Origin of the sequence: Paenibacillus sp. FSL R7-0048, assembly GCF_038004505.1 — a bacterium.
GTDB lineage: Bacteria > Bacillota > Bacilli > Paenibacillales > Paenibacillaceae > Paenibacillus_AQ > Paenibacillus_AQ odorifer.
This window is the reverse complement of the sequence record NZ_JBBORF010000001.1, coordinates 5,451,107-5,476,294: the sequence shown is the minus strand read 5'-3', so window position 1 is coordinate 5,476,294 and position 25,188 is coordinate 5,451,107. Positions and strand designations below refer to the sequence as shown.

The window sequence follows — 25,188 nt, the reverse complement described above, 5'->3', positions numbered from 1 at the left end:
GAAGCACCGTATTCCCCAGCTAATAGAGCTAGGGCAATGCGGTGCTTTTTTTATGTGAAATGCTGTTCAGTAGGAATAAAACCCTCCCGCGCTATAACTCGACAAAAAAACCTTAAGAATGCCCCCCAAGTTTAGACAGACTTTGAATGCGAGACTTTTTATACTAATCATATCGTCCAAAAAAACAGAGCCTGATCCATTTTGGCTACAGGATAGATTCCGCCATAGTAAGCAGGTGAATGCACTGGTTGTTTATATTGACTTGATATTCGCCGCCAATCTAGTGATCGACGGAATTCTTTTGTGGCTGACAGGCTGGATGGTCAAGCTGAGGATATCATGGTGGCGTTTAGTCCTCTCAGCTCTGGTTGGTGCGCTGTATGTGGTGATGATGTTTGTGCCGGAGTTGTCTTTCATGTATACCTTCCTCATTAAGTTTGGATTGTCGGTGGTTATGCTATGGATTGCCTTTGGTTTTGGGAGTCTGCAAAGCTACCTTCGCACTATGGGAGCTTTTTATATTATCAATTTCGCAGCGGCTGGTGGGATTGTAGGTATTCACTATTTGCTGCAGAGCTCCGGTGATATTTGGAATGGTATTATGTTCACTGCTTCAGGAGGGCATGCTTACCGCCTAAAGATTGGCTTTTGGTTTGTAATTGCAGTATTTCCCCTGGTGTTAATCTGCTTCAAGGCAGTGCACTCCTCACGAATCAGAAGGGAGCAGCTTGAAACCTATATCGGTGAGGTGGTAGTAGAAATTGATGGAGTGACTGTTTCCTGTCCCGGCCTGCTAGACACAGGTAACCGGCTTTGTGATCCTTTGACCCGCATACCGGTGATGGTTATGGAATCTTCGCTCTGGGAGGGACATCTGCCTGAAACATGGAAAGGTAGACTCACTCAGGACGGAGCGGACAAACTTTTACTAGAAACGGACGGGCAGTCGTTTGCTTGGCAGGATAGGATGCGACTGGTGCCTTACAGGGGAGTTAACCGGGGGGCATCATTTATGCTCGCACTGAAGCCTGATCAGGTGACGATAAAGCTTGGTGAAGATATCTTTTATTGTAAAAGAGTCTTGATTGGGCTGGATGGTGGGACATTGTCGGGGGATGGAGCCTATCGGGCTGTAATACATCCTGATTTGGCTCAAAAAGAGAGCGCTACTGTTGCAGCACTGCCTTCCTAATCTTTAAAGCTAGCTGAACCAAACTTCTGATGGCTGAAAGCGGGATTTGAAAGCTTCACACGCGAACCGTGCACTTCTTGGAGGAGGAACAAATAATGGTCAAATGGAAAATTGCTCTGCAGCTGCAATATTACCGCATGCTGTTTCTACTAGGGCTGAAGAGTCAGGAAATCTATTATATTGGCGGGAGTGAGGCACTTCCTCCACCGCTGACACGGGAAGAAGAAGAATATCTGCTTCAGCGGCTGTCTAGCGGCGATGCAGCTGTTCGTGCGATGTTGATTGAGCGCAATCTTCGCTTGGTAGTATATATCGCTCGTAAATTTGAGAATACCGGCATCAATATCGAGGATCTGGTTTCGATTGGCGCTATTGGCTTAATTAAGGCTGTGAACACTTTTGATCCTGAGAAAAAAATAAAACTGGCTACTTATGCATCCCGCTGCATAGAGAATGAAATCTTGATGTATCTGCGGCGGAACAGCAAGACACGGAGTGAGGTTTCTTTTGATGAGCCGCTTAATATTGATTGGGATGGCAATGAATTATTGCTTTCTGACGTATTAGGAACGGAAAATGATACCATTTATCGGAACATAGAAGAACAGGTTGATCGCAAGCTGCTGCAAAAGGCACTGGAAAAGCTGAGTGATCGGGAAAGACTCATTATGGAGCTGAGATTTGGCCTGCGCGGAGGCGAAGAAAAGACACAAAAAGATGTGGCTGATCTGCTCGGCATCTCCCAATCTTATATTTCGCGGCTGGAGAAAAGAATTATCAAGCGGCTGCGCAAGGAGTTTAACAAGATGGTGTAAGGTGAAATTAGCAAGGAATAAAATGGCGAGCCCGGGAGATAATGTACAGTAATGTTTCTCCTTGGGAGGTAAATCATCATGACCCGTAATAAAGTCGAGATTTGCGGTGTGGATACTGCTAAGCTGCCTGTTCTAACGAATGTGGAAATGCGGCAACTGTTCACTTCGCTGCAGCAGCAGGGCGAGCGATCCGCCAGAGAGAAATTGGTAAACGGTAATCTTAGACTTGTTCTAAGCGTTATCCAGAGGTTCAATAATAGGGGAGAATTTGTTGACGATTTGTTCCAGGTGGGTTGCATCGGTCTGATGAAAGCCATCGATAATTTCGATTTATCACAAAACGTTAAATTCTCCACATATGCAGTTCCGATGATTATCGGTGAGATTCGGCGTTACCTGCGTGATAACAACCCGATTCGGGTATCACGTTCTCTCAGAGATATCGCCTACAAGGCGCTCCAGGTACGTGATAGTCTGACCAATCAGAACTCACGGGAACCGACGATATTCGAAATATCAGAAGCGCTGGGTGTGCCGAAGGAAGATGTTGTATTTGCTCTTGATGCCATTCAGGATCCAGTGTCCTTATTCGAGCCGATCTATCATGACGGCGGCGATCCTATTTATGTAATGGACCAGATTAGCGACGATAAGAATAAGGATGTGTCGTGGATCGAAGAAATTGCATTACGTGAAGCGATGCGTAAGTTAGGACAAAGGGAGAAACGAATTTTATCCATGCGGTTTTTCGAAGGGAAAACACAGATGGAGGTCGCAGATGAGATTGGCATTTCACAGGCACAGGTCTCACGTCTTGAGAAATCTGCGATTCAGCAAATGCAAAAACACGTGAAATCTTAGAGCAGTAGCCATGAGGAGATATTCCAGAATCCGGTTTAAGGATTTTGGGCTGTCTCCTCTTTTTAATGCATGTTGACAAGCTTCCGGATCATATATTGGACTATAGGTCGGATTGTACAGGGGTGGTGAGATGAACGAGGATTATCAAGGGTCTGCCAAAAAAATGAAAATCTCTGATTTTCAGACGAAGGATGTTATCAACATTGTAGATGGCAAGCGGTTGGGGCAGATTAGTGATCTGGAGCTTGATTTGCGCCGTGGTGTCATTGATGCCATCGTTATACCCGGATACACTCGGTTTATGGGATTGTTCGGAGGCGGGACAGATCTGATTATTCCATGGCGGAATATAGTCAAGATCGGGTCCGATGTTGTGCTCGTGAAGATTGAAGAGTCGCGGATGTCTCCGGGACAGGAAGAGCGTGAAACGATGTATCTGGAACGGGGAGATCGCAGCGAACGGCGCACTTATTAATTAGGTGCGTTTTTTGTTTTTTTATTTTAGAATTTAGGCGATCAGGCTTAACCGTCACTTTGTACGGGTATTTACATGTGGTACACTAAGGCGGAGGTGAGGAAATGGAACCGTTTGTGCAGGGGAAAGAAATGCTTATGATGCTCCATCTGGAGCCTTGGCGAGTGGAGCATAACGAAATTACAGCGGGGTTTACTGGTAGACAGGGAGGGGCTAGCAAGGCGCCCTATGACAGCCTGAATTGTGCGTTTCACGTTGGGGATGCTCCTGAAGATGTCCTGAGCAATCGGAGAGCGCTTGCCGAAGCTCTTGATTTCAAGCCGGAAGCATGGACCTGTGGAGAACAAACTCATGGGTCAGAGATAGCTGTAGTAAGGGAAGTAGACCGTGGGCGGGGACAACAGGACAGAGCATCGGCATTTCAAGCTACGGATGGTCTGCTGACGGATGTGCCTGGGGTTTTGTTGACTTCTTTTTATGCGGATTGTGTGCCCCTTTATTTTTATGATCCCGTGCGTAGAGTCGTCGGTCTTGCGCATGCAGGCTGGAAAGGAACGGTGGCTCAGATTGCCGCAGCCATGGTGAGTAAGCTGCAAACGGTATACGGCAGCCATCCACATGATATTGTGGCAGCGATCGGTCCATCCATTGGCGACTGCTGTTATGAGGTGGATGATTATGTGATGGAGCATGTTCGGCAGCTGGAGGGCAGCTTGAATGAGGGGATAGAAACTTTCGATGCTGTGGAGCTTTACAGAGCCTCAGAGACTGATCAGAGTAAATACTTGCTAAACTTGAAAGAAATGAATCGACGCATTATGATAAAAGCAGGAATATTGCCGACTCATATCGAATGTACAACATGGTGTACAAGCTGTAATCGTGATTTGTTTTTTTCTTATCGCAAAGAAAACGGTATTACAGGCAGAATGACGAGCTGGATCGGAATAAAGGAGAGTTGAAAGTTGTCTTTAACACTGCAGGAGAGAATTGCTGAGGTAGAGGAACGTGTAGCACGTGCCTGCGCGGCAAGCGGCCGGGATCGTAATGACGTCAAGGTAATTGCAGTGACGAAATATGTTTCTCTGGAAATGGTATCCTCCGTATTGGAGGCAGGCCTAGAGCATGTTGCTGAGAGTCGCTGGCAGGATGCTGAGCACAAATGGAAGGTTTTAGGGGACAAAGGGACATGGCATTTTATCGGGCATTTGCAAACCAATAAGGTTAAAGACGTTATTGGCAAATTTCAATATATACACTCTTTGGACCGGATGTCTCTGGCGCAAGAATTACACAAAAAGGCGCTTGCCGCTGATCAGGAAGTGAATGTGTTTCTTCAAGTGAATATCTCTGGCGAAGATACGAAGTTTGGTCTGTCACCTGAGGCAGTACCTGGATTTTTACGTGAAATCGCTAGTTTGGACCGCGTTAAGGTAATTGGACTTATGACGATGGCACCTTTAGAAGGTGATCCGGAGCTTACCCGTCCTGTATTTCGCGGACTTCGTGAGCTGCGCGATGAGCTTAATCAACTTGCTTTGACACCTGAGCCGATTACGGAGCTGTCCATGGGAATGTCGAATGATTTTGAAGTGGCGATACAGGAAGGAGCCACCTGGGTACGCCTGGGTACGGTGTTAGTAGGCCATTAGGAGGGATCGTGATGAGCGTTATGAACCGATTTATGAGTTTTTTGGGCTTGCAGGAGGAAGAGGAAGTTGTGGAGCGGGAGCAAATCCACGAAGAGGATGAGTATGAGCCGGCCCCTGTAGAAACCCGCAAAAATCAGAGGGGCAACGTTGTCAGTATCCATTCGCAAAAAAATGTCAAGGTTGTATTATATGAACCACGTTCATATGATGAGGCACAGGAGATTGCTGATCATCTCCGTTCGCATCGGACGGTAGTAATTAACCTGCAGCGTGTTCGCAATGATCAAGCAATGCGAATTATTGATTTTCTCAGCGGAACTGTTTATGCCCTTGGGGGAGGAATCTCTAAAATTGGGGGCAATATATTTATGTGCACTCCAGATACTGTTGAAATTCAAGGCTCCATTACAGAAATCCTAGGTGACGATCAAGACTATAACAGAATGAGGTGAATGGGCTTTGCTTCAAATTGATTACATTATCGATATTTTGTTTAACATTTATTTTTACATGATTATTTTCTATGTGCTAATGTCCTGGTTACCCAACGTTCGTGATAACTTCATTGGAGAACTGCTAAGTAAACTCGTAGAGCCGTATTTAACACCTTTCAGACGGTTTATTCCACCGCTCTTCGGTACACTTGATATCTCTCCAATCATTGCATTACTTGTCTTGGAATTCGCGGCAGGCGGACTTAAATCTATCCTGCATTTGATTTTTTAGGCAACTGTGATGAAGAACGAAGTTTACGGGCATTTTCATCCCGATGAACGTCAATTTGTGGACAAGGCCTTCGAATGGGTTACCAACGCTGGAGAATATCATGAGACTAAATTAACTGAATTTCTCGATCCCCGCCAAGGTTTTATTCTGCAAACTTTAGTTAACCGCCATCCTGATGTAATTGTTAAATGGGAAGGTGGACATGCTGAGGCAGAGCGGAAGCGAGCGCTTGTCGCTCCTGATTATCGTGACCTGGATCAGGAAGACATGGAGCTGAAGGTGCTTGCAATAACCTCAGGGGAGCAGAAGTTTCTGGCTCTGGAGCACGGGGACTACATGGGTTCTATTCTGGGGCTGGGCGTTAAACGAGGCAAAATTGGTGATATTCATGTTCTGGACGATGGTTGTCATGTTGTAGTCGCTGCTGATATTGCAGATTATTTAGCTATGAATTTAACTGGAGTGCACCGGATACAGGTAAGTACGGAAGTATTACCCCTTTCCGCCTTGCGTAATAGTGAGGTTAAGCTGGAATTGATGGATTTGACTGTAGCATCCCTGCGATTGGATGGCATTGCCGCAGATGTAACACGGCTTAGCCGAAGCAAAATTCTTGCTCCCATCAAGGCTGGACGCGTTCGGGTAAACTGGAAAGTGGAGGAAGACCCATCCTGCAGTCTTAAGGATGGTGACATGGTATCTATTCAAGGCTTTGGTCGCTTCAAGGTTCTAGAGGTCGGCAGTTTGACGAAAAAGGGCCGATACCGTGTTCAGATTGGTAAATTTGTGTGAATCCCTTGCAGGAATACGGTCTTACTTGTCGAAATTGATTATTTCGAGGGAATCAAACATTTTTTAAGCTGGACGCCGATACTTTTAAGAAGAGGCGGACCATGAATGGCAGGCGGAACACAGGAATACCTTCTGCCTTTACTTGAAGTACAGTCTTTCTTCTTTGTCTGCCGCTTAGTTGCGATTTAGAGATAAAGAAGGTCCGAAATTTCTAGGAGGTGCACAGCATGCCATTAACACCGCTCGATATACATAACAAGGAGTTTTCTCGGAGACTTCGCGGTTATGATGAGGACGAGGTCAACGAATTTCTGGATCAAGTGATCAAGGATTACGAAAGCGTCATCCGTGAGAACAAGGAACTGCAGAATCAGCTTTTGTCTATTCAAGAGCGTCTGGATCATTTTGTGAATATTGAAGAAAGTTTATCGAAGACGATCTTAGTCGCTCAGGAAGCGGCGGATGATGTGAAGAACAACTCCAAGAAGGAATCCCAGCTCATTATCAAGGAAGCGGAGAAAAACGCCGATCGTATTATTAACGAAGCGTTATCCAAATCCCGTAAGGTTGCTATTGAGACTGAAGAATTGCGCAAGCAAGCTTCGATCTATCGCACTCGTTTCCGGACATTAGTGGAAGCTCAGCTGGAGCTGTTATCACAGGATGACTGGAATGCCTTAGAGAGTCGTGAGGCGAGCGAGAACGTAGCTTTCAAGGATGATGTTCTTCATCGGATCTAAAGGTTTCAGAGATAATTGGCTAAATAGAGGGAGCTATTCCCTCTATTTTTATTTTCCGATAAAATAGACCATAATAAAGTGAACTCCATGCGCAAGTACGCTCATAATAGCTAGATTGGGTGAATGGTTGTTGACATTTAGATTCAAAAAGTCTATAAATAGAACATATCTGTATAATGTTTATATGTATTCGATGACGGGACAAGTACGACAAGGTAACGTTCTCCAGAGAGTCGGCGATTGCTGCGAGCCGATTGTTCGAACCCTGCCGGAAGATCTTCCCCTAGAAGTTAAGCTGAAGCGTTGATCGTGCGTAAGCCTAACCGTCTGCCGGACGTTACACCGGACCTGTGCACAAGATTTACGCGCAGGACTGAGATTGTGCTGAATACACTCCCCTTAAGGATGTGCTCATGCGCAGAATTAGGGTGGTATCGCGAGCGTCGTCTCGCCCCTTTGGGGGTGGGATGACGCTTATTTTGTTGTTCCGGGGCGGCCATCCCCCTAAATCCCCCTTTCTAAGGGGGACCCCAAGGGCTGCTGCCCTCTGGACACCCGCAAAGTAAAGCCTCGTGCAAACTAGGTACGGTGGTGGAAACGAACGGATTCATGTGGCTGAAGGAGCGGCCCTTCTTAGGCTCCCCTGGCGGGTTCGCCTGCGGGGCCTTTACGGCAAGAGCGGTGAGCGACCAGCTGCGCAAGGTCGCCCATTGGCGCCCCGAGCGATTGCTGCCCTGCGGGAACGCGGCTCGGGAGCCAGGGCAAGAGCGGTGAGCGACCAGCTGCGCAAGGTCGCCCATTGGCCCCCCGAGCAATTGCTGCCCTAACGGGATCGCGGCTCGGGAGCCAGGGCAAGAGCGGTGCGACCAGCTGCGCAAGGTCGCGGAATGGCGCCCCGAGCGATTGCTGCCCTGCGGGATCGCAACTCGGGAGCCAGGGCAAGAGCGGTGAGCGACCAGCTGCGCAAGGTCGCCCATTGGCGCCCCGAGCGATTGCTGCCCTGCGGGAACGCGGCTCGGGAGCCCGGGCAAGAGCGGTGAGCGCCCAGCTGCGCAAGGTCGCGTATGGCGCCCCGAGCAATTGCTGCCCTGCGGGATCGCGGCTCGGGTGCCCGGGCAAGAGCGGTGAGCGACCAGCTGCGCAAGGTCGCGAAAATGGCGCCCCGAGCGATTGCTGCCCTGCGGGAACGAGGCTCGGGAGCCCGGGCAAGAGCGGTGAGCGACCAGCTGCGCAAGGTCGCGTATGGCGCCCCGAGCGATTGCTGCCCTGCGGGATCGCGGCTCGGGAGCTAGGGCAAGAGCGGTGCGACCAGCTGCGCAAGGTCGCGGAATGGCGCCCCGAGCGATTGCTGCCCTGCGGGATCGCAGCTCGGGAGCCAGGGCAAGAGCGGTGCGCGACCAGCTGCGCAAGGTCGCGTATGGCGCCCCGAGCGATTGCTGCCCTGCGGGATCGCGGCTCGGGAGCCCGGGCAAGAGCGGTGAGCGACCAGCTGCGCAAGGTCGCGTATGGCGCCCCGAGCGATTGCTGCCCTGCGGGATCGCAGCTCGGGAGCCCGGGCAAGAGCGGTGAGCGACCAGCTGCGCAAGGTCGCGTATGGCGCCCCGAGCGATTGCTGCCCTGCGGGATCGCGGCTCGGGTGCCGGGGCAAGAGCGGTGGGCGACCAGCTGGGCAAGGATCGCCCGAAGATCGAAAAGAGCTTTATAGACTAATCCATGAAAGGATTGACCATCACATGCAAAAAGTAGATGTCAGAGAAAAGGCGCGGGCAAGAGATGTCCGCATATTAAAGAAATGGAGCGACGAAAATACGTTCCGCAAGTCCATGGAGAACCGTGAGGGACGTCCAAACTATGTATTCTATGAAGGTCCGCCAACAGCAAACGGTGCGCCGCATATCGGACACGTGCTGGGACGGGTAATCAAGGATTTCATCGGTCGTTACCAGACGATGAAAGGTTACCGCGTGGTACGTAAAGCGGGCTGGGATACACACGGTCTGCCAGTAGAACTAGGCGTACAAAAGAAGCTTGGCATCTCCGGCAAACAAGAGATCGAGGAATATGGCGTAGAAAAATTCATCCAGGAATGTAAAGACAGCGTCTTCGGTTATGAGAAGCAATGGCGTGAATTTACAGAAGCAATCGGATACTGGACGGATTTAGATAATCCTTACGTAACCTTGGATAACACCTATATCGAAAGTGTATGGAACATCTTGGCTACAGTGCATGAGAACGGGTTGCTTTACCGCGGACACCGTGTTAGCCCGTATTGCCCGAGCTGCCAGACTACACTAAGCTCACATGAAGTTGCTCAAGGCTACAAAACCGTTAAGGATCTCAGTGCAACCGCGAAGTTCAAGCTGGATGACAGCGGAGACTACGTATTGGCTTGGACGACAACACCTTGGACCTTGCCAGCCCATATGGCGTTAGCTATGAACCCGGACATGGATTATGTACGTGTGCAACAAGAAGATGGTGTGTACATCGTTGCTAAAAACTTGGTCGAAGAAGTAATGAAAGGTGAGCACACAGTCCTTTCTACACATAAAGGTTCCGAGTTTATCGGTAAAACTTACGCACCTCCATTCGGATATATTAAGGCAGAGAAAAGCAATGTTATCGTAGGCGCTTCTTTCGTTACAGATTCCAGTGGTACAGGGATCGTGCACATGGCACCAGCACATGGTGAAGATGACTACAAGACTTGCCGTGAGAATGGCATCAGCTTCGTAAATGTGGTTGATAATTCCGGTAAGTATACAGATGTAGTCTCTGATTTTGCGGGACGTTTTGTTAAGGATTGCGATCTGGATATCATTAAGGTTTTGTCTGAAAAAGGATTGCTTTACGGTAAAGAGAAATACGAGCACAGCTATCCGTTCTGCTGGCGTTGTGATACACCACTTTTGTATTACGCAACAGACAGCTGGTTCATCAACACTACAGCGATCAAAGATCAGCTGATTGCTAACAACAACAGTGTAACTTGGTACCCTGAGCATGTACGTGAAGGCCGTTTCGGGAAGTTCTTGGATGAACTGGTTGACTGGAATATCAGCCGTAACCGTTATTGGGGTACACCCCTCAATGTCTGGGTATGTCAAGAAACGGGCAAAGAGTTTGCACCACACAGCATTGAAGAGCTAAGAGCGATGGCGATTGGTGATGTTCCGGAAGATATCGAGCTGCATAAACCTTTCGTGGATAAGATCAAGCTGCGCAGTCCGTTTAGCGAAGGTGCAGAGATGGTTCGTACATCGGAAGTGATCGACGTATGGTTCGATAGTGGCTCGATGCCTTTTGCACAAAGCCATTATCCGTTTGAGAACGAGGATAAGCTGAATGATCAGTATCCGGCAGATATGATCTGTGAAGGGATCGACCAGACCCGTGGATGGTTCTATAGCTTGCTTGCAGTATCCACCTTGTTCAAGGGTAAAGCACCTTATAAAGCGGTAATTGCTACAGGCCATATCCTCGATGAGAATGGTCAAAAAATGTCCAAATCCAAGGGCAATGTTATTGATCCTTGGGAAATCATGAATGAGTATGGTACGGATGCTTTCCGTTGGGCTATTTTGTCCGACAGTGCACCGTGGAATAATAAACGTTTCTCGCGTGGTCTTGTAGGTGAGACGAAATCTAAAGTAGTGGATACGCTGGTAAATACACATGCCTTCTTGACGCTGTATGCGGGCATTGATGGTTACGATCCAGCCGATCATCCTTTTAAAGTATCAAAACATAAGCTGGACCGCTGGATTCTGTCCCGTCTGAACAGCTTGATTCTTTTGGTGGATAAAGGACTTGCGGTAAATGACTTCGTGAATACATCTAGAGCTATTGAGAACTTTGTGGATGAGCTGAGTAACTGGTATATCCGTCGTTCCCGTGACCGTTTCTGGGGGAGTGGCCTAGGTGAAGATAAACTGGATGCTTACCGTACGTTGACTCATGTGCTTTTGGCGACAGCAACTTTGATGGCTCCATTTACACCGATGTTGTCCGAAGATATCTTCACGAACCTTGGCGGCGGAGAAAGTGTGCATTTGGCAGACTACCCGGTTGCTGACGAGAACTTGATCGATAAAGAGCTGGAAGAGGATATGGAAAGTGCAAGACAGATCGTTGAGTTGGCGCGTAACGTACGTAACGAAACAGGCATTAAGAATCGTCAACCGCTGTCCGAGCTGATCGTTTCGATGAACCGCGACTTCCATTTGGCTGAGTATGAAGAGATCATCAAAGATGAGATCAACATCAAGAACATCGTGCTGGAGAACAGTGACAGCGGATTTGTTGATTTCACACTCAAGCTGAATCTTAAGGTAGCCGGTAAAAAATACGGTAAAAATGTAGGCTTCCTGCAAGGCTTCCTGAAAAGCCTCGACAGTGATTCTACCCGCAAAGCGGTACAGGACGGTAAAATTGCAATTGCGACACCTGAAGGTGAAGAGCTTGTAATCACTTCTGAAGAGCTGCTTGTTGAAAAACAAGCCAAAGCAGGTTTCGCCGCAGCTTCCGGATATGGAGTTACGGTTGCGCTCAATACCGAAATCACGCCTGAGCTTGAACAAGAAGGCTGGGTTCGTGAGATCATTCGTGCGGTTCAAGATTACCGTAAACGTCTGGATCTGCCGATCGAGAAACGGATCGCACTCACTTTGAAGTTAGATGATGAGCTAAAAGCAGCTGTTACAGCATTTGACAATGTATTGCGAGACAATGTTCTTGTGACTACGGTTGATTTTGATGGAGAACATGCTTTTGAGACGGTAGAAGTCGGTGATAAATCCATCGGTATCCATATCGAAGCATAATTCTGCATTACCTGTCCCAAAACAGCATATACTAGCGGCATAAGTGTAAACGGAGATCTTCCGTTTATGCGGGAAATATAGTCTTTATATTTCGGCGCAAAACTAACGAGTCCCGAGCTTAAGGAGATGAATTCTCTTTGGCCGGGCTCGTTTACTTTGTAGCGAAGGAAAGACATATGAGAGGAGCCGTAGCTGTGGAGGGAAATAAGAGGAGAATCTCCATTAAGACATCCGGCAATAAGAATAACCCAGACAAGGAAAAGGAGAATAAGGCTTTTCCTGAAGTTAATCCTGAGTATCTAACAGCAGATCCGCGTAATCCCGAGGATATTCCGCTGGAAGAAAAAATGAATACGATGTACCGTTTGACCTTTGAGTGGGCTCATATTTTGGAAAAATCCCGAATTTATCAATATACGGATCTGCTATATTCACCTTGGCGGTTGATTTGGAGAAATATTTTATTTGGAGCAGCTCGGGGAGTTGGGATTGCACTGGGTTTTACTTTTTTTGCGGCAACGATTATTTATATCCTTCAGGGACTAGGCGCCCTCAATCTACCGATCATTGGTGATTATATTGCGGATATTGTGCGGATCGTACAGCGTCAGCTAGAATTCAAATAGCCATCGAAACGTTAAGATTAAAAACAGCGAACCATTCCTCAAAACTGGAACAGTACGCTGTTTAAATGTTTTTGTATAGGGGACATCTGTGTTTAGTCTTCGTCGAGAGGATCAAGACTATGGGTTGCCTCGTCACTGTCCAAATAACGCTGGTAGCTCCGTCCCGGCACTACAATTAGATTGTTGCCCGTGATATCAGTGGCGATAAAGTTCTCCCAAGGCTCTACGCAGCCTTCCAGCTCATCGGCTTCAATCTCCATATCATTATAAGAATCAATATTGTTGCCCACCGCCATTGCGGGAGAATTCGAGGTACCCCAGCTTTCAACAATCTGCCAGGCATCCTCACCGTCAAAACCGTTTTGATCGTCGCGTTCATCCAGACTGGTTCGTCCAAAAGGTGGAGATAACAGCTCCTCTTCCACTGGACGAGTGAAAGGTGCGTTTTGCCGCGGGTTGTGCTCTTTACAATAAAGTGTGGAAGGGATGGCAGATAAACGTTCAAAAGGGATCGGCTCACCACTAGCCTTGCATATCCCATAGGTGCCATTATCCATAGCAGATAAAGCAGCTTCAATATCGTCCAGCTCATGCTCGTCCCGCTCTAACAGTGAAATGTCCATGGAGCGATTATACAAATCGGTGGCTGCATCTCCTGGATGGTTGTCATTCTCGGAAAGTTCTCCGGAGCCATCCCGCATGGATTCATCTAAGCCGTAATGTTCATTATTCTGAAGCCTGTGCTGAATCGTATCCCGATCTTTTTCCAATCGTGCGCGTAGCTCTGAGAGCTGCTGTACTGTCAGGTGCGTCATAATGAGAAAGCTCCTTTCTGTACCTTTTATAAGAATCATTCCGACTTGCCGGATAACACCGGATGGTTCTCTGTTAGGTTGACCGGAGAGCAGGGATTTTAGCGCTGGAAAATAGTCCCCAAGATTGAACTTAGCGGATGTCCCGCAATAGACGATTCTTTAAGGGCTGTGCTACAATATACAAGTCTTTAAACAGTATTCGTACCGCATTTAGCGGGAAAAATAAGAACGGAGTGACAACTTCTGTGGTGTACTATTTGATTGCTCTTATTGTATTTTTGGTGGATCAAGGGACAAAGTATCTCATTGCTACACGTCTGGAGATCGGAGAACAGATTTCTGTTATCGGAGATTTTTTCCTGATTACCTCTCATCGCAATCGCGGGGCTGCTTTTGGGATTCTCGAAGGTCAGCAATGGTTCTTCTTTCTAGTTACGGTTGTAGTGGTTAGTGGTATCGTTTGGTATTTGAACAAGACTAGACACTCGCGGAAGCTGTTATCTGTTGCCCTAGGGCTTGTACTGGGTGGAGCTATCGGTAACTTCCTGGACCGGATAATCAATGGTGAGGTTGTTGATTTCCTTCTGTTCAATTTTGGGAGCTATAGCTTCCCGATTTTTAACGTGGCGGATTCTTGTATTGTCATTGGGGTTGGATTGATTCTTCTGGATTCTTTTCGTGACCTTAAGAATGGCGAAGAAATTACGGAAATAAAAGAAGTGAAAGAAGCAAAGGAAGTAAGAGAAGGGAATGAATGATTTGAATAAAGACGTCAATCACCAAGCGGCATCTACGAGCGAAGAAGAGAGGGACGTCACGGAATGGACCGTTTCGGCAGAGAACGCGCGGGAGCGAATCGATAAATATATTACGGAATCATGGGAAGAAGAAATTTCCCGTTCTCAGGTGCAGCTGTGGATCAGCGGCGGTAACGTTACGGTTAATGGCAAGCCAGTGAAAGCCAACTATAAGTTATCGGAAGGCGACGTGGTTAGCGTTGTTGTCCCTGAAGCAGAAGTAACGGATTTGATCGCGGAGAACATTCCTCTTGAAGTTGTATATGAAGACAGCGATGTCATTGTGATTAATAAACCCCGGGGCATGGTTGTGCACCCAGCTGCGGGACATCCGTCAGGCACCTTAGTAAATGCGCTGATGTATCACTGTAAGGATCTGTCCGGCATTAACGGTGAGATTCGTCCAGGTATTGTACATCGGATCGATAAGGATACCTCTGGTCTTATCATGGTGGCTAAGAATGATGCCAGTCATGCCTCACTTGCCGCACAGCTTAAAGAGCATAGTGTTACGCGCCGATATATTGCAGTCGTACACGGCAACTTGTCGCATGATAAGGGCACTGTTGACGCACCGATTGGCAGAGATCCACATGATCGCAAGCTATACACAGTAACCGAAAAGAACAGCAAGAAATCCGTAACCCATTTTACAGTAATGGAACGCTTCGGAGATTGTACACTGCTGGAGCTGCAGCTGGAGACTGGCCGCACGCATCAAATCAGGGTACATATGAAGTTCATTGGCCATCCACTTGTAGGTGATCCGATATATGGACGCAGCAAGGGCACTACGATGAATGGACAAGCGTTGCATGCGGCGGTGCTTGGATTTGTTCATCCTACCACAGGTGAATATAAAGAATTCAGCAGACCTATTCCAGAGGATATGGAAGAAGTGCTGTTCACACTACGCAGCAGATAAGTACAAATGAAGTGATAATTAGTCTATGGTATTGAACACTACTTTACGGCATATTTAAAAACATAAGGATAAAGAAAGGGTAATGCCTTATTCTTTATCCTTATTTTTATAATGAAACGGATATCCGGAAACATACGCCATCCAAGGGACGGCGAAGCCGTTTCTTTTAAAAGTAGAATAGATATTCAGGAGATGAGATGACAGTATGAGTATTGAACAATACCAAGATAGCTTCATTCAGACTAATTTTGCAGACCGCATCGGCGGTGCCAATTATGGCAAAGACACTTCGATTTATAAATTCGAGAAAATCAAACGTGCTAAAGCATCCGCAAAACAGGATTTTCCTAACATTGAACTAATTGATATGGGCGTAGGCGAGCCGGATGAGATGGCTGATGCGGGTATCGTAGCTAAGCTTGCTGAAGAAGCAGCGAAGGAAGAAAACCGCGGATATGCGGACAATGGAATTGCCGAATTCAAGACTGCTGCTGCTGAATATTTGCGGGAAGTTTTCCGGGTGGAAGGAATTGATCCAGACACGGAGGTAGTTCACTCCATCGGATCGAAGCCTGCGCTGGCTATGTTGCCATCTTGTTTCATCAATCCAGGTGATATCACGATTATGACCGTGCCGGGTTATCCAGTCTTGGGTACACATACTAAATATTTGGGTGGACAAGTATTTACAGTGGAGCTGAAGAAGGAGAACAAATTCCTTCCAGATCTGAATGAAATTCCGGAAGACATTGCTCGTAAAGCTAAGCTTCTTTATCTAAACTATCCAAACAATCCAACGGGCGCTAGTGCCACTCCTGAGTTTTTTGCTGAGGTCGTTGCATGGGCGAAAAAATACGATGTAGTGGTTATTCATGACGCACCTTATGCTGCCTTGACCTATGACGGTTTGAAGCCACTTAGCTTCCTCTCCGTTCCAGGTGCAAAGGATGTGGGTGTAGAGCTGCATTCTCTTTCTAAGTCTTACAATATGACGGGCTGGAGAATTGGTTTTGTGGCTGGTAATCCGCTAGTGGTTAAAGCCTTCAGCGATGTGAAGGATAACAACGATTCCGGCCAATTTATCGCGATTCAAAAAGCAGCGGCTTATGGTCTTGCTCATCCGGAGATTACTGAAGCGATTGCGGATAAATACTCCCGTCGTCACAACCTGCTGGTTGATGCACTGAACAGCCTCGGCTTTAAAGCTGAGAAGCCAAAAGGCTCCTTCTTCCTGTATGTCGCTGCACCTAAGGGAATCAAAGACGGCCGTCGCTTTGAATCCGGTGAAGATTTCTCCCAATTCCTCATTCGTGAGAAGCTGATCTCCACTGTGCCTTGGGATGATGCAGGTCCGTTTGTTCGTTTCTCCGTTACCTTTATTGCTAAAGGTGAAGAGGAAGAGAGACGTGTCATCTCTGAAATTCAAAGACGTCTTAGCGATGTGGAATTTGAGTTTTAAGCATTGTTATTGAAATTAATGAGGCTGTCCCAAAAGTAGTGAATTCTACTTGGGGGCAGCTTCTTTTTTATGGAATAGGAAATGTTGTAGATGTTACTGTGCCCTATGACTATATGCCACGTGTTGTGTATTGTAGTGCATTTTAGTGTAGTGTTCTGTTATTCGGGTGGGTGGTTGGTTGACTGCTATGTTTGATTTTCGTACAACTTGCAGTAGATGATTTGTGGTAGCTGTGACGGTGGAATTTGTGCAGTGGACTTTCTGCGGTGGGCTTGTGTGGTGAGCGATATGCGTTCTGTGTTTGTGCGAAGTAAAGAGTGAGTTATAAACTAATTAGGGAAAAAATCCCTGAAATTAGCCGATATTCGCTCTAAATGTACGAAATCAGGGAAAAACTCCCTAATAATTAGGTGGTTTTCTATATTAATCACTGAACTGGCCAATAATTAGGGAAGTTTTCCCTAATAACAAGTCTGATGAACAGAAATCACTGAATTTCAGGGAGAAATTCCTTAATTACTATATAAGTACCTCACGATTGCATCATTTTCAGCATTACTAGGTGCGCCTTTTGAATCATTTGGACATTAAGTAGTGTTAAGAACATAAACGAGGCTGTCCAAAAAGCCATGAAACGGCAACTTGGGACCGGCCTCGTTTTTTATGCAGATATACTGAGTACCGCTTCCCCCTTGTTGTTAATAGAAGTAAGGAAGAGAAGTGCAAAAGTTTAGGCAGAGAAAGTTGACATGAGGGGGTTGTTCTGTCATAATTCTTGTTAAATGAATAGCGCCTTTAATTCAGTCCTGTGAGGCTGGCAAGGTAACGTGAATCGAGGTTCGCGACTCTTAGAAAGGTATCCGTGTGTAAATACGGAACTGTCTTTTTATGCGCGCGGCCGTCATCTTCCTCATCTGCGGATTTCACTCCTTGCCTGTTATAGGCAAGGAGTTTTTTGATTTCCGGGAACTTGAATAGGCGAACAAGCTGGAGGGTGACAAGATTATGGTTACTGAGAAAAATGTCATTATGGATGAAACGGCGATCCGCCGGGCCTTATCGCGTATTGCTCATGAGATTTTGGAGAAGAACAAAGGTATCGAGAATTGTCTGCTGGTCGGCATTCGGACACGAGGTGTGTATCTGGCACAGCGTATCGCTGAGCGCATCAAGGAGATTGAAGGCGTCGAGATTCCATACGGTGAGCTGGATATCACACATTACCGGGATGACCGTGAAGTGGAAGGCAGTGAAGCAGTAGTGAAGAGCAACGTCGTTATTACTTCAGGAAGTGCTGGCATCCATGATCAGAAAGTCATTTTGTTCGATGATGTACTTTACACCGGACGCACCATCCGCGCGGCGATGGACGCTTTGATGGATTGCGGACGCCCACGAATGATTCAACTGGCAGTACTGGCTGACCGCGGACACCGCGAGCTGCCGATCCGGCCGGACTACATCGGTAAGAATGTACCTACCTCAAAGCACGAGCAGATTGAAGTGGCGCTGAAGGAATACGACGGCAAAGATGAGGTCTACATTATTTCAAACCGGGAGGAACGATAACATCATGACACTTACCAAGGTAAAGGAACGTAGTCTGCTGGGAATCAAAGAGCTTGACCGGTCGGAAATTATCCAACTGCTTGACAGAACAGCATTTTGGGACAATCAAAGTGAAAAGCTAACGCCCATCTTGAACTCCCATTTTATTTCTAACATGTTTTTTGAGAACAGCACACGCACACGCTTCTCTTTCGAGATGGCAGAGAAACGACTAGGTGCGCAAGTACTTAATTTTACGGCTGCAGCTTCTAGTGTAGAAAAAGGGGAGTCGATCTACGATACAGTCCGAACACTGGAATCGATGGGGATCGATGCCGGAGTTGTGCGTTTGAAGCCTGCAGGTGTGCTGCAGCAGTTAGCTGAGAAGGTGTCCATACCGCTTATCAATGCGGGCGACGGCAACAATGAACATCCTACGCAGGCGCTGCTTGATTTATACACCATGACCAAAACCTTTGGGGAACTAAAGGGCCTGACAGTCTCCATCATTGGGGACATTATGCATAGCCGCGTAGCGCGTTCTAATCTCTGGGGGCTTACGAAAATGGGGGCCAAGGTGCAGTTCTGCGCACCGGATAATATGAAGGCTCCTGAGCTTATGGAGTATGCGCCTTACGTAACTATGGAAGAAGCTCTTAAAGCGGATGTAGTAATGATGCTTCGAGTACAGCTTGAGCGCCATACTTCCGGCATTAAGCTGTCTGCTGAAGATTACCGTAGCCACTATGGTCTAACAGAAGAGCGGGCAGCTAAGCTGGCCAAAGACACAATCATTATGCATCCAGCTCCGGTTAACCGGAATCTAGAGATTGATGATGCAGTAGTTGAGTGCAGTCAATCGCGGATTTTCCCGCAAATGTCTAATGGCGTACCGGTCCGGATGGCGGTTCTCGAAAGAGCTTTACTATAAGCTTACAGAATGCTAACGTATAGAGACTAATAAATATACACAAAGATGAATTTTTATTATATAATAACGAGAGGGCCCGCAGCTGTGATCTGAGGGTAAAGGTAGAATCATGACAGTGATTATTAGAAACGCCAGCGTATTGAATAAGGAAGGCTTGCTTGAGCGCAAACACATCGAACTTCAGGAGGGTGTGATCTCGGCTATAATCGACGGAAATGAAGCTATCGGAGAAGCCACGGAGATCATTGATGCTGAAGGTAAGCTGCTCATTCCGGGACTCATTGATATGCATGTGCACTTGCGTGAACCGGGATTTGAACACAAGGAAACAGTGGAAACCGGAAGTCGCTCAGCTGCTAAAGGCGGATTTACAACCATTGCATGTATGCCAAATACTCGTCCGGTGACAGATAGCCCGGAGATCGTGCAATTTGTGAAAGACAAGGCGCGTGAAGCAGGACTAGTTAAAGTGCTTCCTTATGCAGCCATTACGAAAAATGAGCTCGGACGTGAGTTGACGGATTTTGCGGCGCTCAAAGAAGCTGGAGCTATTGGATATACAGACGACGGTGTGGGCGTACAAAGTGCTCAAATGATGAAAGATGCAATGAACATCGCAGCATCGCTTGATATGCCAGTCATTGCCCACTGCGAAGATAATTCGCTGGTTGAAGGCTGCTGTGTAGCTGAAGGTGAGTTCGCTAAGAAGCATGGCCTCAAAGGAATTCCGAATGAGTCAGAAGCGATCCATGTTGGACGCGATATTTTGCTGGCAGAAGCGACAGGCGTTCATTACCATGTATGCCATGTCAGTACTGAACAGTCGGTGCGGCTGATTCGCCAAGCAAAAGAGATCGGCATTAAAGTAACTGCTGAGGTATGTCCGCATCACTTGCTTCTTGCTGAAGACGATATTCCAGGCCTGGATGCCAATTGGAAAATGAACCCGCCGCTGCGCTCCCGCCGCGATGTTGAGGCGTGTATCGAAGGGTTGCTTGATGGCACACTAGATATGATTGTTACAGATCATGCGCCACATAGTGAAGAAGAGAAGGCGAAGGGAATGCAGCTGGCACCTTTTGGTATCGTTGGATTCGAGACAGCTTTCCCACTCTTATACACAGCGTTTGTAGAAACCGGAAAATGGGATTTATCCTTACTAGTACAAAGAATGACTGCCGATCCTGCACGGGTATTCAGATTGAACACCGGGGTTATGGAGATCGGAGCTCCTGCAGATTTGACACTGATCGATCTGGAGCAGGAAAAAGAAGTAGATCCAAGTTCCTTCGCAAGCAAAGGACGTAACACTCCTTTTGGCGGCTGGAAGCTTAAGGGTTGGCCAGTAAAAACTTGGGTGGACGGCAAAGCCGTATGGACTGAGAAAAACTAGCGGACTGGTGAGGCGAAATTGCTGATCTTTACAGATCAGCAATTTGAACGCGTACACTCCGGAAGGCATGCAAGGCATACGTATTAGACTACAGAACATGAAGGAGTGGAAGGGAATGCAGGCGAGATTGCTGCTTCAAGACGGAACTTTATTTACAGGTACCGCATTTGGCGCTGAAGGTGAAAAGACAGGCGAGGTTGTTTTTAACACAGGAATTACAGGATATCAAGAGGTGCTGTCTGACCCTTCATATTGCGGACAAATCGTTACCATGACGTACCCATTGATCGGGAACTACGGGATTACGCGGGATGATTTCGAATCTGTTCGACCTTTCGTACACGGTTTTGTAGTGCGTCGTCATGAAGAGGTTCCAAGTAACTGGCGCGCAGAATACAGTGTGGACGACCTGCTGAAAGAATATGATATTCCTGGAATCAGCGAGATTGATACCCGGATGTTGACGCGGATTATTCGCCACTACGGAACAATGAAGGCGATCCTGACTACCTCTAACAAACGTGTTGAGGAATTGATGGAAATGATGGGCGACACCTCAATTGAAGAATTGCGCAATCAGGTAGCTCGCACATCTACTCCAAGCATGTACAATAGCCCAGGAACTAAAGAGCGCATCGTCTTGGTAGATTACGGCGCGAAGGCTGGCATCTTGCGCGAGTTGAACAATCGCGGTTGTGATGTTGTAGTTGTACCTCATGACGTAACCGCTGATGAGATTCGTCGCCTCAATCCAGATGGTATCCAGCTGTCCAACGGCCCTGGGGACCCGAAAGACGTCCCACACGCAGTGAAGACGATCTCGGAATTGCTTGGTGAATACCCAATTTTCGGCATCTGCTTAGGTCACCAGCTGTTTGCACTGGCTTGTGGCGCGGATACAGAGAAGCTGAAATTCGGGCACCGTGGAGGTAACCATCCGGTTAAAGAATTGGAGAGCGGACGTTGCTTCATTACTTCTCAGAACCATGGCTACACAGTGAATGAAGATTCTGTGAAGAGCACGGATCTAGAAGTTACTCACATTAATAATAATGATAAGACCGTTGAAGGACTTAAACATACCCGTTACCCTGCATTTTCAGTACAGTACCATCCAGAAGCAGCACCGGGACCTCATGACAGCAGCTATTTATTCGATCGTTTCTTACAGATGATCGCTGATCATAAAGCTAACACACCTGTAAGCTCGCGCCAGGCGCAGCTTGCGGCAAACGCCAGAATCACGGCGCCAAAACCTACAGTAAAACAGCTTGAAGCCGTGAAAGGAGCTCTATAACATGCCTAAGAATGAAAAGCTTAAAAAAATATTAGTAATTGGTTCTGGACCGATTGTTATCGGGCAAGCCGCAGAATTTGACTACGCCGGAACTCAGGCCTGTCAGGCCCTGAAAGAAGAAGGCGTGGAAGTTGTGCTGATCAACAGTAACCCAGCGACTATCATGACTGACACCAATATGGCTGATAAAGTTTATATCGAGCCGATTACCCTTGAATTCGTAACTGGCATCATCCGCCAGGAGCGCCCGGATGGCTTGTTGCCAACTTTGGGAGGACAGACAGGTCTTAATATGGCTGTAGAATTGGCTCGTGCAGGAGTACTAGAACAAGAGAATGTTAAGCTTCTAGGTACCCAGCTTGAATCCATCGAAAAAGCAGAGGATCGCGATTTGTTCCGCGATTTGATGCGCGAATTGGAACAGCCTGTACCAGAGAGCACTATTATTACCACAGTAGATGAAGCGATGAAATTCGCTGAGGAAATTGGTTTCCCACTGATTGTACGCCCAGCCTATACGCTTGGCGGCACCGGCGGCGGGATCTGCGACAACGAAGAAGAGCTGCTTGAGACTGTCAAAGCAGGTATTCGTTATAGTCCAATTGGACAATGTTTGGTGGAGAAAAGTATTGCCGGCATGAAGGAAGTTGAATACGAGGTTATGCGTGATGCGAATGACAACTGTATCGTTGTCTGCAACATGGAGAACTTTGACCCGGTAGGTGTGCATACGGGTGATAGTATCGTTGTGGCACCTAGCCAAACGTTATCCGATCGTGAATATCAAATGCTGCGCAGCGCTTCACTCAAAATCATTCGTGCGCTGAATATCGAGGGTGGCTGCAACGTGCAGTTCGCACTGGATCCGCAAAGCTATCAATATTATGTAATCGAAGTAAATCCACGTGTCAGCCGCTCTTCGGCTTTGGCTTCGAAAGCAACCGGTTATCCGATTGCCAAAATGGCTGCCAAAATCGCGCTTGGTTACACACTCGATGAAATCGTCAATCCAGTTACTGGACAGACCTATGCTTGCTTCGAGCCTACACTTGACTATATCGTAAGCAAAATCCCACGCTGGCCGTTCGACAAATTCATTCATGCGAACCGTAAGCTGGGCACACAAATGAAAGCAACTGGAGAAGTTATGGCCATCGGTCGTACCTTTGAAGAGTCCATTCATAAAGCAATTCGTTCCCTGGAAATCGGTGTACACCGTTTCCGTCTGCCGGGCGCTGAGGATCTGGAAGAAAGCGTCCTGCGTGAACGTCTGGCAAAACCTGATGATGAGCGATTGTTCTTGATCGCTGAAGCTTTCCGCCGCGGATTTGGCTTGCAAGAGATTCAAGACATTACTAACGTAGACTGGTGGTTCCTGTCCAAAATCGAGGGACTGATCAACTTTGAAGAGGTCATCCGTGGGGATGAAAGCTTATCAGAAGAAACCTTGTATCAAGCTAAACGCAGAGGTTTTACAGACCGTGCGATTGCTGAGATACGTGCAGAAGGACAAGCGAACGGTAAATACACCAAAGAAGCTGATGTACGCGCGCTTCGTTTAGAGCGAGGATTAACGCCTGTATTCAAAATGGTAGATACCTGTGCAGCTGAGTTCGAAGCTTCTACACCTTACTACTACTCTACTTATGAGACTGAAAATGAGGTCATTCATTCCGATAAACAAAAGGTTATCGTGCTTGGATCGGGTCCAATCCGGATCGGCCAAGGGATTGAGTTCGATTACTCCACTGTGCATGCAGTGTGGGCGATTCAGAAGGCAGGTTATGAAGCGGTTATTATCAATAATAACCCTGAGACTGTATCTACGGACTTTAATACTTCGGACCGGTTGTATTTCGAACCCTTGTTCTTTGAAGATGTAATGAACGTAATTGCGCAAGAGAATCCGATTGGGGTTATCGTACAGTTCGGAGGCCAAACAGCCATTAACCTTGCTGCACCACTAAGTGCGGCTGGCGTTAAGATTCTCGGAACTAGCCTAGACAGTATTGACGAAGCTGAAGACCGGAAGAAATTCGAAGCTTTGTTGGCTCGTCTGGATATTGCCCAACCAAAAGGAAAGACGGTTATCAACGTAGATCAAGCAGTAGAAACTGCACAATCGCTTGGATATCCGGTGCTGGTACGTCCTTCCTATGTACTTGGTGGACGCGCAATGGAAATTGTATATAATGATGCGGAATTGCTTAGCTACATGGTAGAAGCGGTTAAGGTGAATCCGGAGCATCCGGTATTGATTGACCGTTACATGTTAGGTAAAGAGGTTGAGGTAGACGCAATTTGTGACGGTGAGACGGTAGTTATTCCAGGGATCATGGAGCATGTTGAGCGTGCAGGTGTTCACTCCGGTGACTCCATCGCTGTATATCCTCCGCAATATCTGGATGAAGGTCTGAAAGCAAAAATTGCTGAGATCACAATCAAGATTGCTAAGGAACTGAAAACGATTGGTCTGGTCAACATCCAGTTCGTTATCTATCAGAATGAAGTGTACGTAATTGAAGTAAATCCACGTTCATCGCGTACGGTTCCATTCTTGAGTAAAGTAACTGGAATTCCAATGGCGCATCTGGCAACCAAAATCATTCTCGGCGGCAAGCTGAAAGATGACGGTTATACAGAAGGTCTATGGCCGGAAAGTGATTATGTATCGGTTAAAGTGCCGGTGTTCTCTTTTGCCAAGCTCCGTAGAGTAGAACCAACGCTCGGACCTGAAATGAAATCGACGGGTGAGGTTATGGGCCGCGATAAATTGTATGCAAAAGCTTTGTATAAAGGTCTAATCGGAGCAGGAATGAAAATTCCAGCAACCGGCGCTATCATCGTTACAGTGGCAGATAAAGATAAAGCAGAAGCTGTTGAGCTTATGAAAGGCTTTCACTCGCTGGGTTACAAGATCATTGCTACCGGAGGCACCGCTCAAGCGCTTGAAGAAGCAGGTCTCAACGTAATGAACGTGAACAAGCTGGATGAAGGTGCGCCGAACATTCTCGACTTGATTCGTGGTGGGCAAGCCAACTTCGTCTTTAATACACTGACTAAAGGGAAAACACCAGAGCGTGATGGATTCCGTATCCGTCGTGAAGCGGTTGAGAATGGTGTCGTATGTATGACATCACTCGATACAGTAACGGCACTGCTCAGAATGCTGCAGACGATCAACTTCTCGTCACAGTCCATGCCTGCTTTTGTCGGTCAATTAAACTAATCTCATAAAGATGTATAGGGCGGTTTGCGTTTACGCAGACCGTTCCGCTATGCCTAGGGGCTAATAAATGAAGAGTGTGGATTTAAGTC

At 47.2% G+C, this 25,188-nt stretch carries 21 protein-coding genes and 1 other annotated feature; of the genes, 20 read left to right on the top strand and 1 reads right to left on the bottom strand.

Annotation, left to right across the window (positions count from 1 at the left end; genetic code table 11):
* The first annotated feature begins 244 nt into the window (after positions 1 to 244).
* From spoIIGA to NSQ91_RS24285, 12 genes are all read left to right on the top strand, one after another.
* The gene (gene spoIIGA / locus NSQ91_RS24340) at positions 245 to 1,192 is read left to right on the top strand and encodes a sigma-E processing peptidase SpoIIGA (RefSeq protein WP_076217866.1); all 948 of its coding nucleotides are present in this window, start codon (positions 245 to 247) and stop codon (positions 1,190 to 1,192) included.
* Between the two features lie 92 nt (positions 1,193 to 1,284).
* Positions 1,285 to 2,007, top strand: a complete 723-nt coding sequence (gene sigE / locus NSQ91_RS24335; protein ID WP_036683937.1) for an RNA polymerase sporulation sigma factor SigE — start codon at positions 1,285 to 1,287, stop codon at positions 2,005 to 2,007.
* 78 nt (positions 2,008 to 2,085) lie between these two features.
* A complete protein-coding gene (gene sigG / locus NSQ91_RS24330; RefSeq protein ID WP_036683631.1) occupies positions 2,086 to 2,868 on the top strand; it encodes an RNA polymerase sporulation sigma factor SigG in 783 nt (260 codons plus the stop codon).
* Positions 2,869 to 2,998: 130 nt separating this feature from the next.
* On the top strand, positions 2,999 to 3,343 hold the full coding sequence (locus tag NSQ91_RS24325; protein WP_036683628.1) for a YlmC/YmxH family sporulation protein: 345 nt from the start codon (positions 2,999 to 3,001) through the stop codon (positions 3,341 to 3,343).
* A gap of 104 nt (positions 3,344 to 3,447) precedes the next feature.
* Positions 3,448 to 4,305, top strand: a complete 858-nt coding sequence (pgeF, locus tag NSQ91_RS24320) for a peptidoglycan editing factor PgeF (RefSeq protein ID WP_076129068.1) — start codon at positions 3,448 to 3,450, stop codon at positions 4,303 to 4,305.
* Between the two features lie 3 nt (positions 4,306 to 4,308).
* On the top strand, positions 4,309 to 4,995 hold the full coding sequence (locus NSQ91_RS24315) for a YggS family pyridoxal phosphate-dependent enzyme (RefSeq protein ID WP_036683622.1): 687 nt from the start codon (positions 4,309 to 4,311) through the stop codon (positions 4,993 to 4,995).
* Positions 4,996 to 5,006: 11 nt separating this feature from the next.
* Positions 5,007 to 5,447: a cell division protein SepF gene (locus NSQ91_RS24310; RefSeq protein ID WP_036683619.1), complete on the top strand. Its 441-nt coding sequence runs from the start codon at positions 5,007 to 5,009 to the stop codon at positions 5,445 to 5,447.
* A 7-nt stretch (positions 5,448 to 5,454) separates the two neighbouring features.
* A complete protein-coding gene (locus tag NSQ91_RS24305) occupies positions 5,455 to 5,721 on the top strand; it encodes a YggT family protein (RefSeq protein WP_036683616.1) in 267 nt (88 codons plus the stop codon).
* Between the two features lie 9 nt (positions 5,722 to 5,730).
* Complete coding sequence (locus tag NSQ91_RS24300) at positions 5,731 to 6,513, top strand: YlmH family RNA-binding protein (RefSeq protein WP_076129071.1); 783 nt, start codon at positions 5,731 to 5,733, stop codon at positions 6,511 to 6,513.
* Positions 6,514 to 6,740: 227 nt separating this feature from the next.
* Positions 6,741 to 7,253, top strand: coding sequence for a DivIVA domain-containing protein (locus tag NSQ91_RS24295; protein ID WP_051491297.1), 513 nt, complete (start codon positions 6,741 to 6,743; stop codon positions 7,251 to 7,253).
* A 184-nt stretch (positions 7,254 to 7,437) separates the two neighbouring features.
* Positions 7,438 to 7,712: a binding site (T-box leader), on the top strand.
* A 1,274-nt stretch (positions 7,713 to 8,986) separates the two neighbouring features.
* The gene (gene ileS, locus NSQ91_RS24290; RefSeq protein ID WP_076128823.1) at positions 8,987 to 12,079 is read left to right on the top strand and encodes an isoleucine--tRNA ligase; all 3,093 of its coding nucleotides are present in this window, start codon (positions 8,987 to 8,989) and stop codon (positions 12,077 to 12,079) included.
* A 335-nt stretch (positions 12,080 to 12,414) separates the two neighbouring features.
* Positions 12,415 to 12,705, top strand: a complete 291-nt coding sequence (locus NSQ91_RS24285) for a DUF5665 domain-containing protein (protein WP_282579970.1) — start codon at positions 12,415 to 12,417, stop codon at positions 12,703 to 12,705.
* 92 nt (positions 12,706 to 12,797) lie between these two features.
* Here the strand turns inward: NSQ91_RS24285 and NSQ91_RS24280 are convergent, their stop codons facing one another.
* Entirely contained in the window at positions 12,798 to 13,520 is a 723-nt protein-coding gene (locus NSQ91_RS24280) for a TraR/DksA C4-type zinc finger protein (RefSeq protein WP_076305578.1), read from the bottom strand.
* A 245-nt stretch (positions 13,521 to 13,765) separates the two neighbouring features.
* Here NSQ91_RS24280 and lspA point away from each other — a divergent pair, with 245 nt between their 5' ends.
* From lspA to carB, 8 genes are all read left to right on the top strand, one after another.
* Positions 13,766 to 14,278 carry a signal peptidase II gene (gene lspA, locus NSQ91_RS24275; RefSeq protein ID WP_036683603.1) on the top strand — a complete coding sequence of 171 codons (513 nt, stop codon included), beginning with the start codon at positions 13,766 to 13,768 and terminating at the stop codon, positions 14,276 to 14,278.
* Positions 14,271 to 15,242 carry an RluA family pseudouridine synthase gene (locus tag NSQ91_RS24270; RefSeq protein ID WP_076192046.1) on the top strand — a complete coding sequence of 324 codons (972 nt, stop codon included), beginning with the start codon at positions 14,271 to 14,273 and terminating at the stop codon, positions 15,240 to 15,242. Before lspA ends, NSQ91_RS24270 begins: the two co-directional genes overlap by 8 nt.
* 205 nt (positions 15,243 to 15,447) lie before the next feature.
* Entirely contained in the window at positions 15,448 to 16,701 is a 1,254-nt protein-coding gene (locus tag NSQ91_RS24265; RefSeq protein ID WP_076098555.1) for an LL-diaminopimelate aminotransferase, read from the top strand.
* A 1,005-nt stretch (positions 16,702 to 17,706) separates the two neighbouring features.
* Positions 17,707 to 18,270 carry a bifunctional pyr operon transcriptional regulator/uracil phosphoribosyltransferase PyrR gene (gene pyrR / locus NSQ91_RS24260; RefSeq protein WP_036683379.1) on the top strand — a complete coding sequence of 188 codons (564 nt, stop codon included), beginning with the start codon at positions 17,707 to 17,709 and terminating at the stop codon, positions 18,268 to 18,270.
* Between the two features lie 4 nt (positions 18,271 to 18,274).
* On the top strand, positions 18,275 to 19,180 hold the full coding sequence (locus NSQ91_RS24255) for an aspartate carbamoyltransferase catalytic subunit (RefSeq protein ID WP_036683376.1): 906 nt from the start codon (positions 18,275 to 18,277) through the stop codon (positions 19,178 to 19,180).
* 109 nt (positions 19,181 to 19,289) lie between these two features.
* Positions 19,290 to 20,573 carry a dihydroorotase gene (locus NSQ91_RS24250; protein ID WP_076128828.1) on the top strand — a complete coding sequence of 428 codons (1,284 nt, stop codon included), beginning with the start codon at positions 19,290 to 19,292 and terminating at the stop codon, positions 20,571 to 20,573.
* A gap of 115 nt (positions 20,574 to 20,688) precedes the next feature.
* Complete coding sequence (gene carA / locus NSQ91_RS24245; protein WP_051491286.1) at positions 20,689 to 21,870, top strand: glutamine-hydrolyzing carbamoyl-phosphate synthase small subunit; 1,182 nt, start codon at positions 20,689 to 20,691, stop codon at positions 21,868 to 21,870.
* Between the two features lies 1 nt (position 21,871).
* The gene (gene carB, locus NSQ91_RS24240; protein ID WP_076185242.1) at positions 21,872 to 25,099 is read left to right on the top strand and encodes a carbamoyl-phosphate synthase large subunit; all 3,228 of its coding nucleotides are present in this window, start codon (positions 21,872 to 21,874) and stop codon (positions 25,097 to 25,099) included.
* Positions 25,100 to 25,188 lie beyond the last annotated feature (89 nt).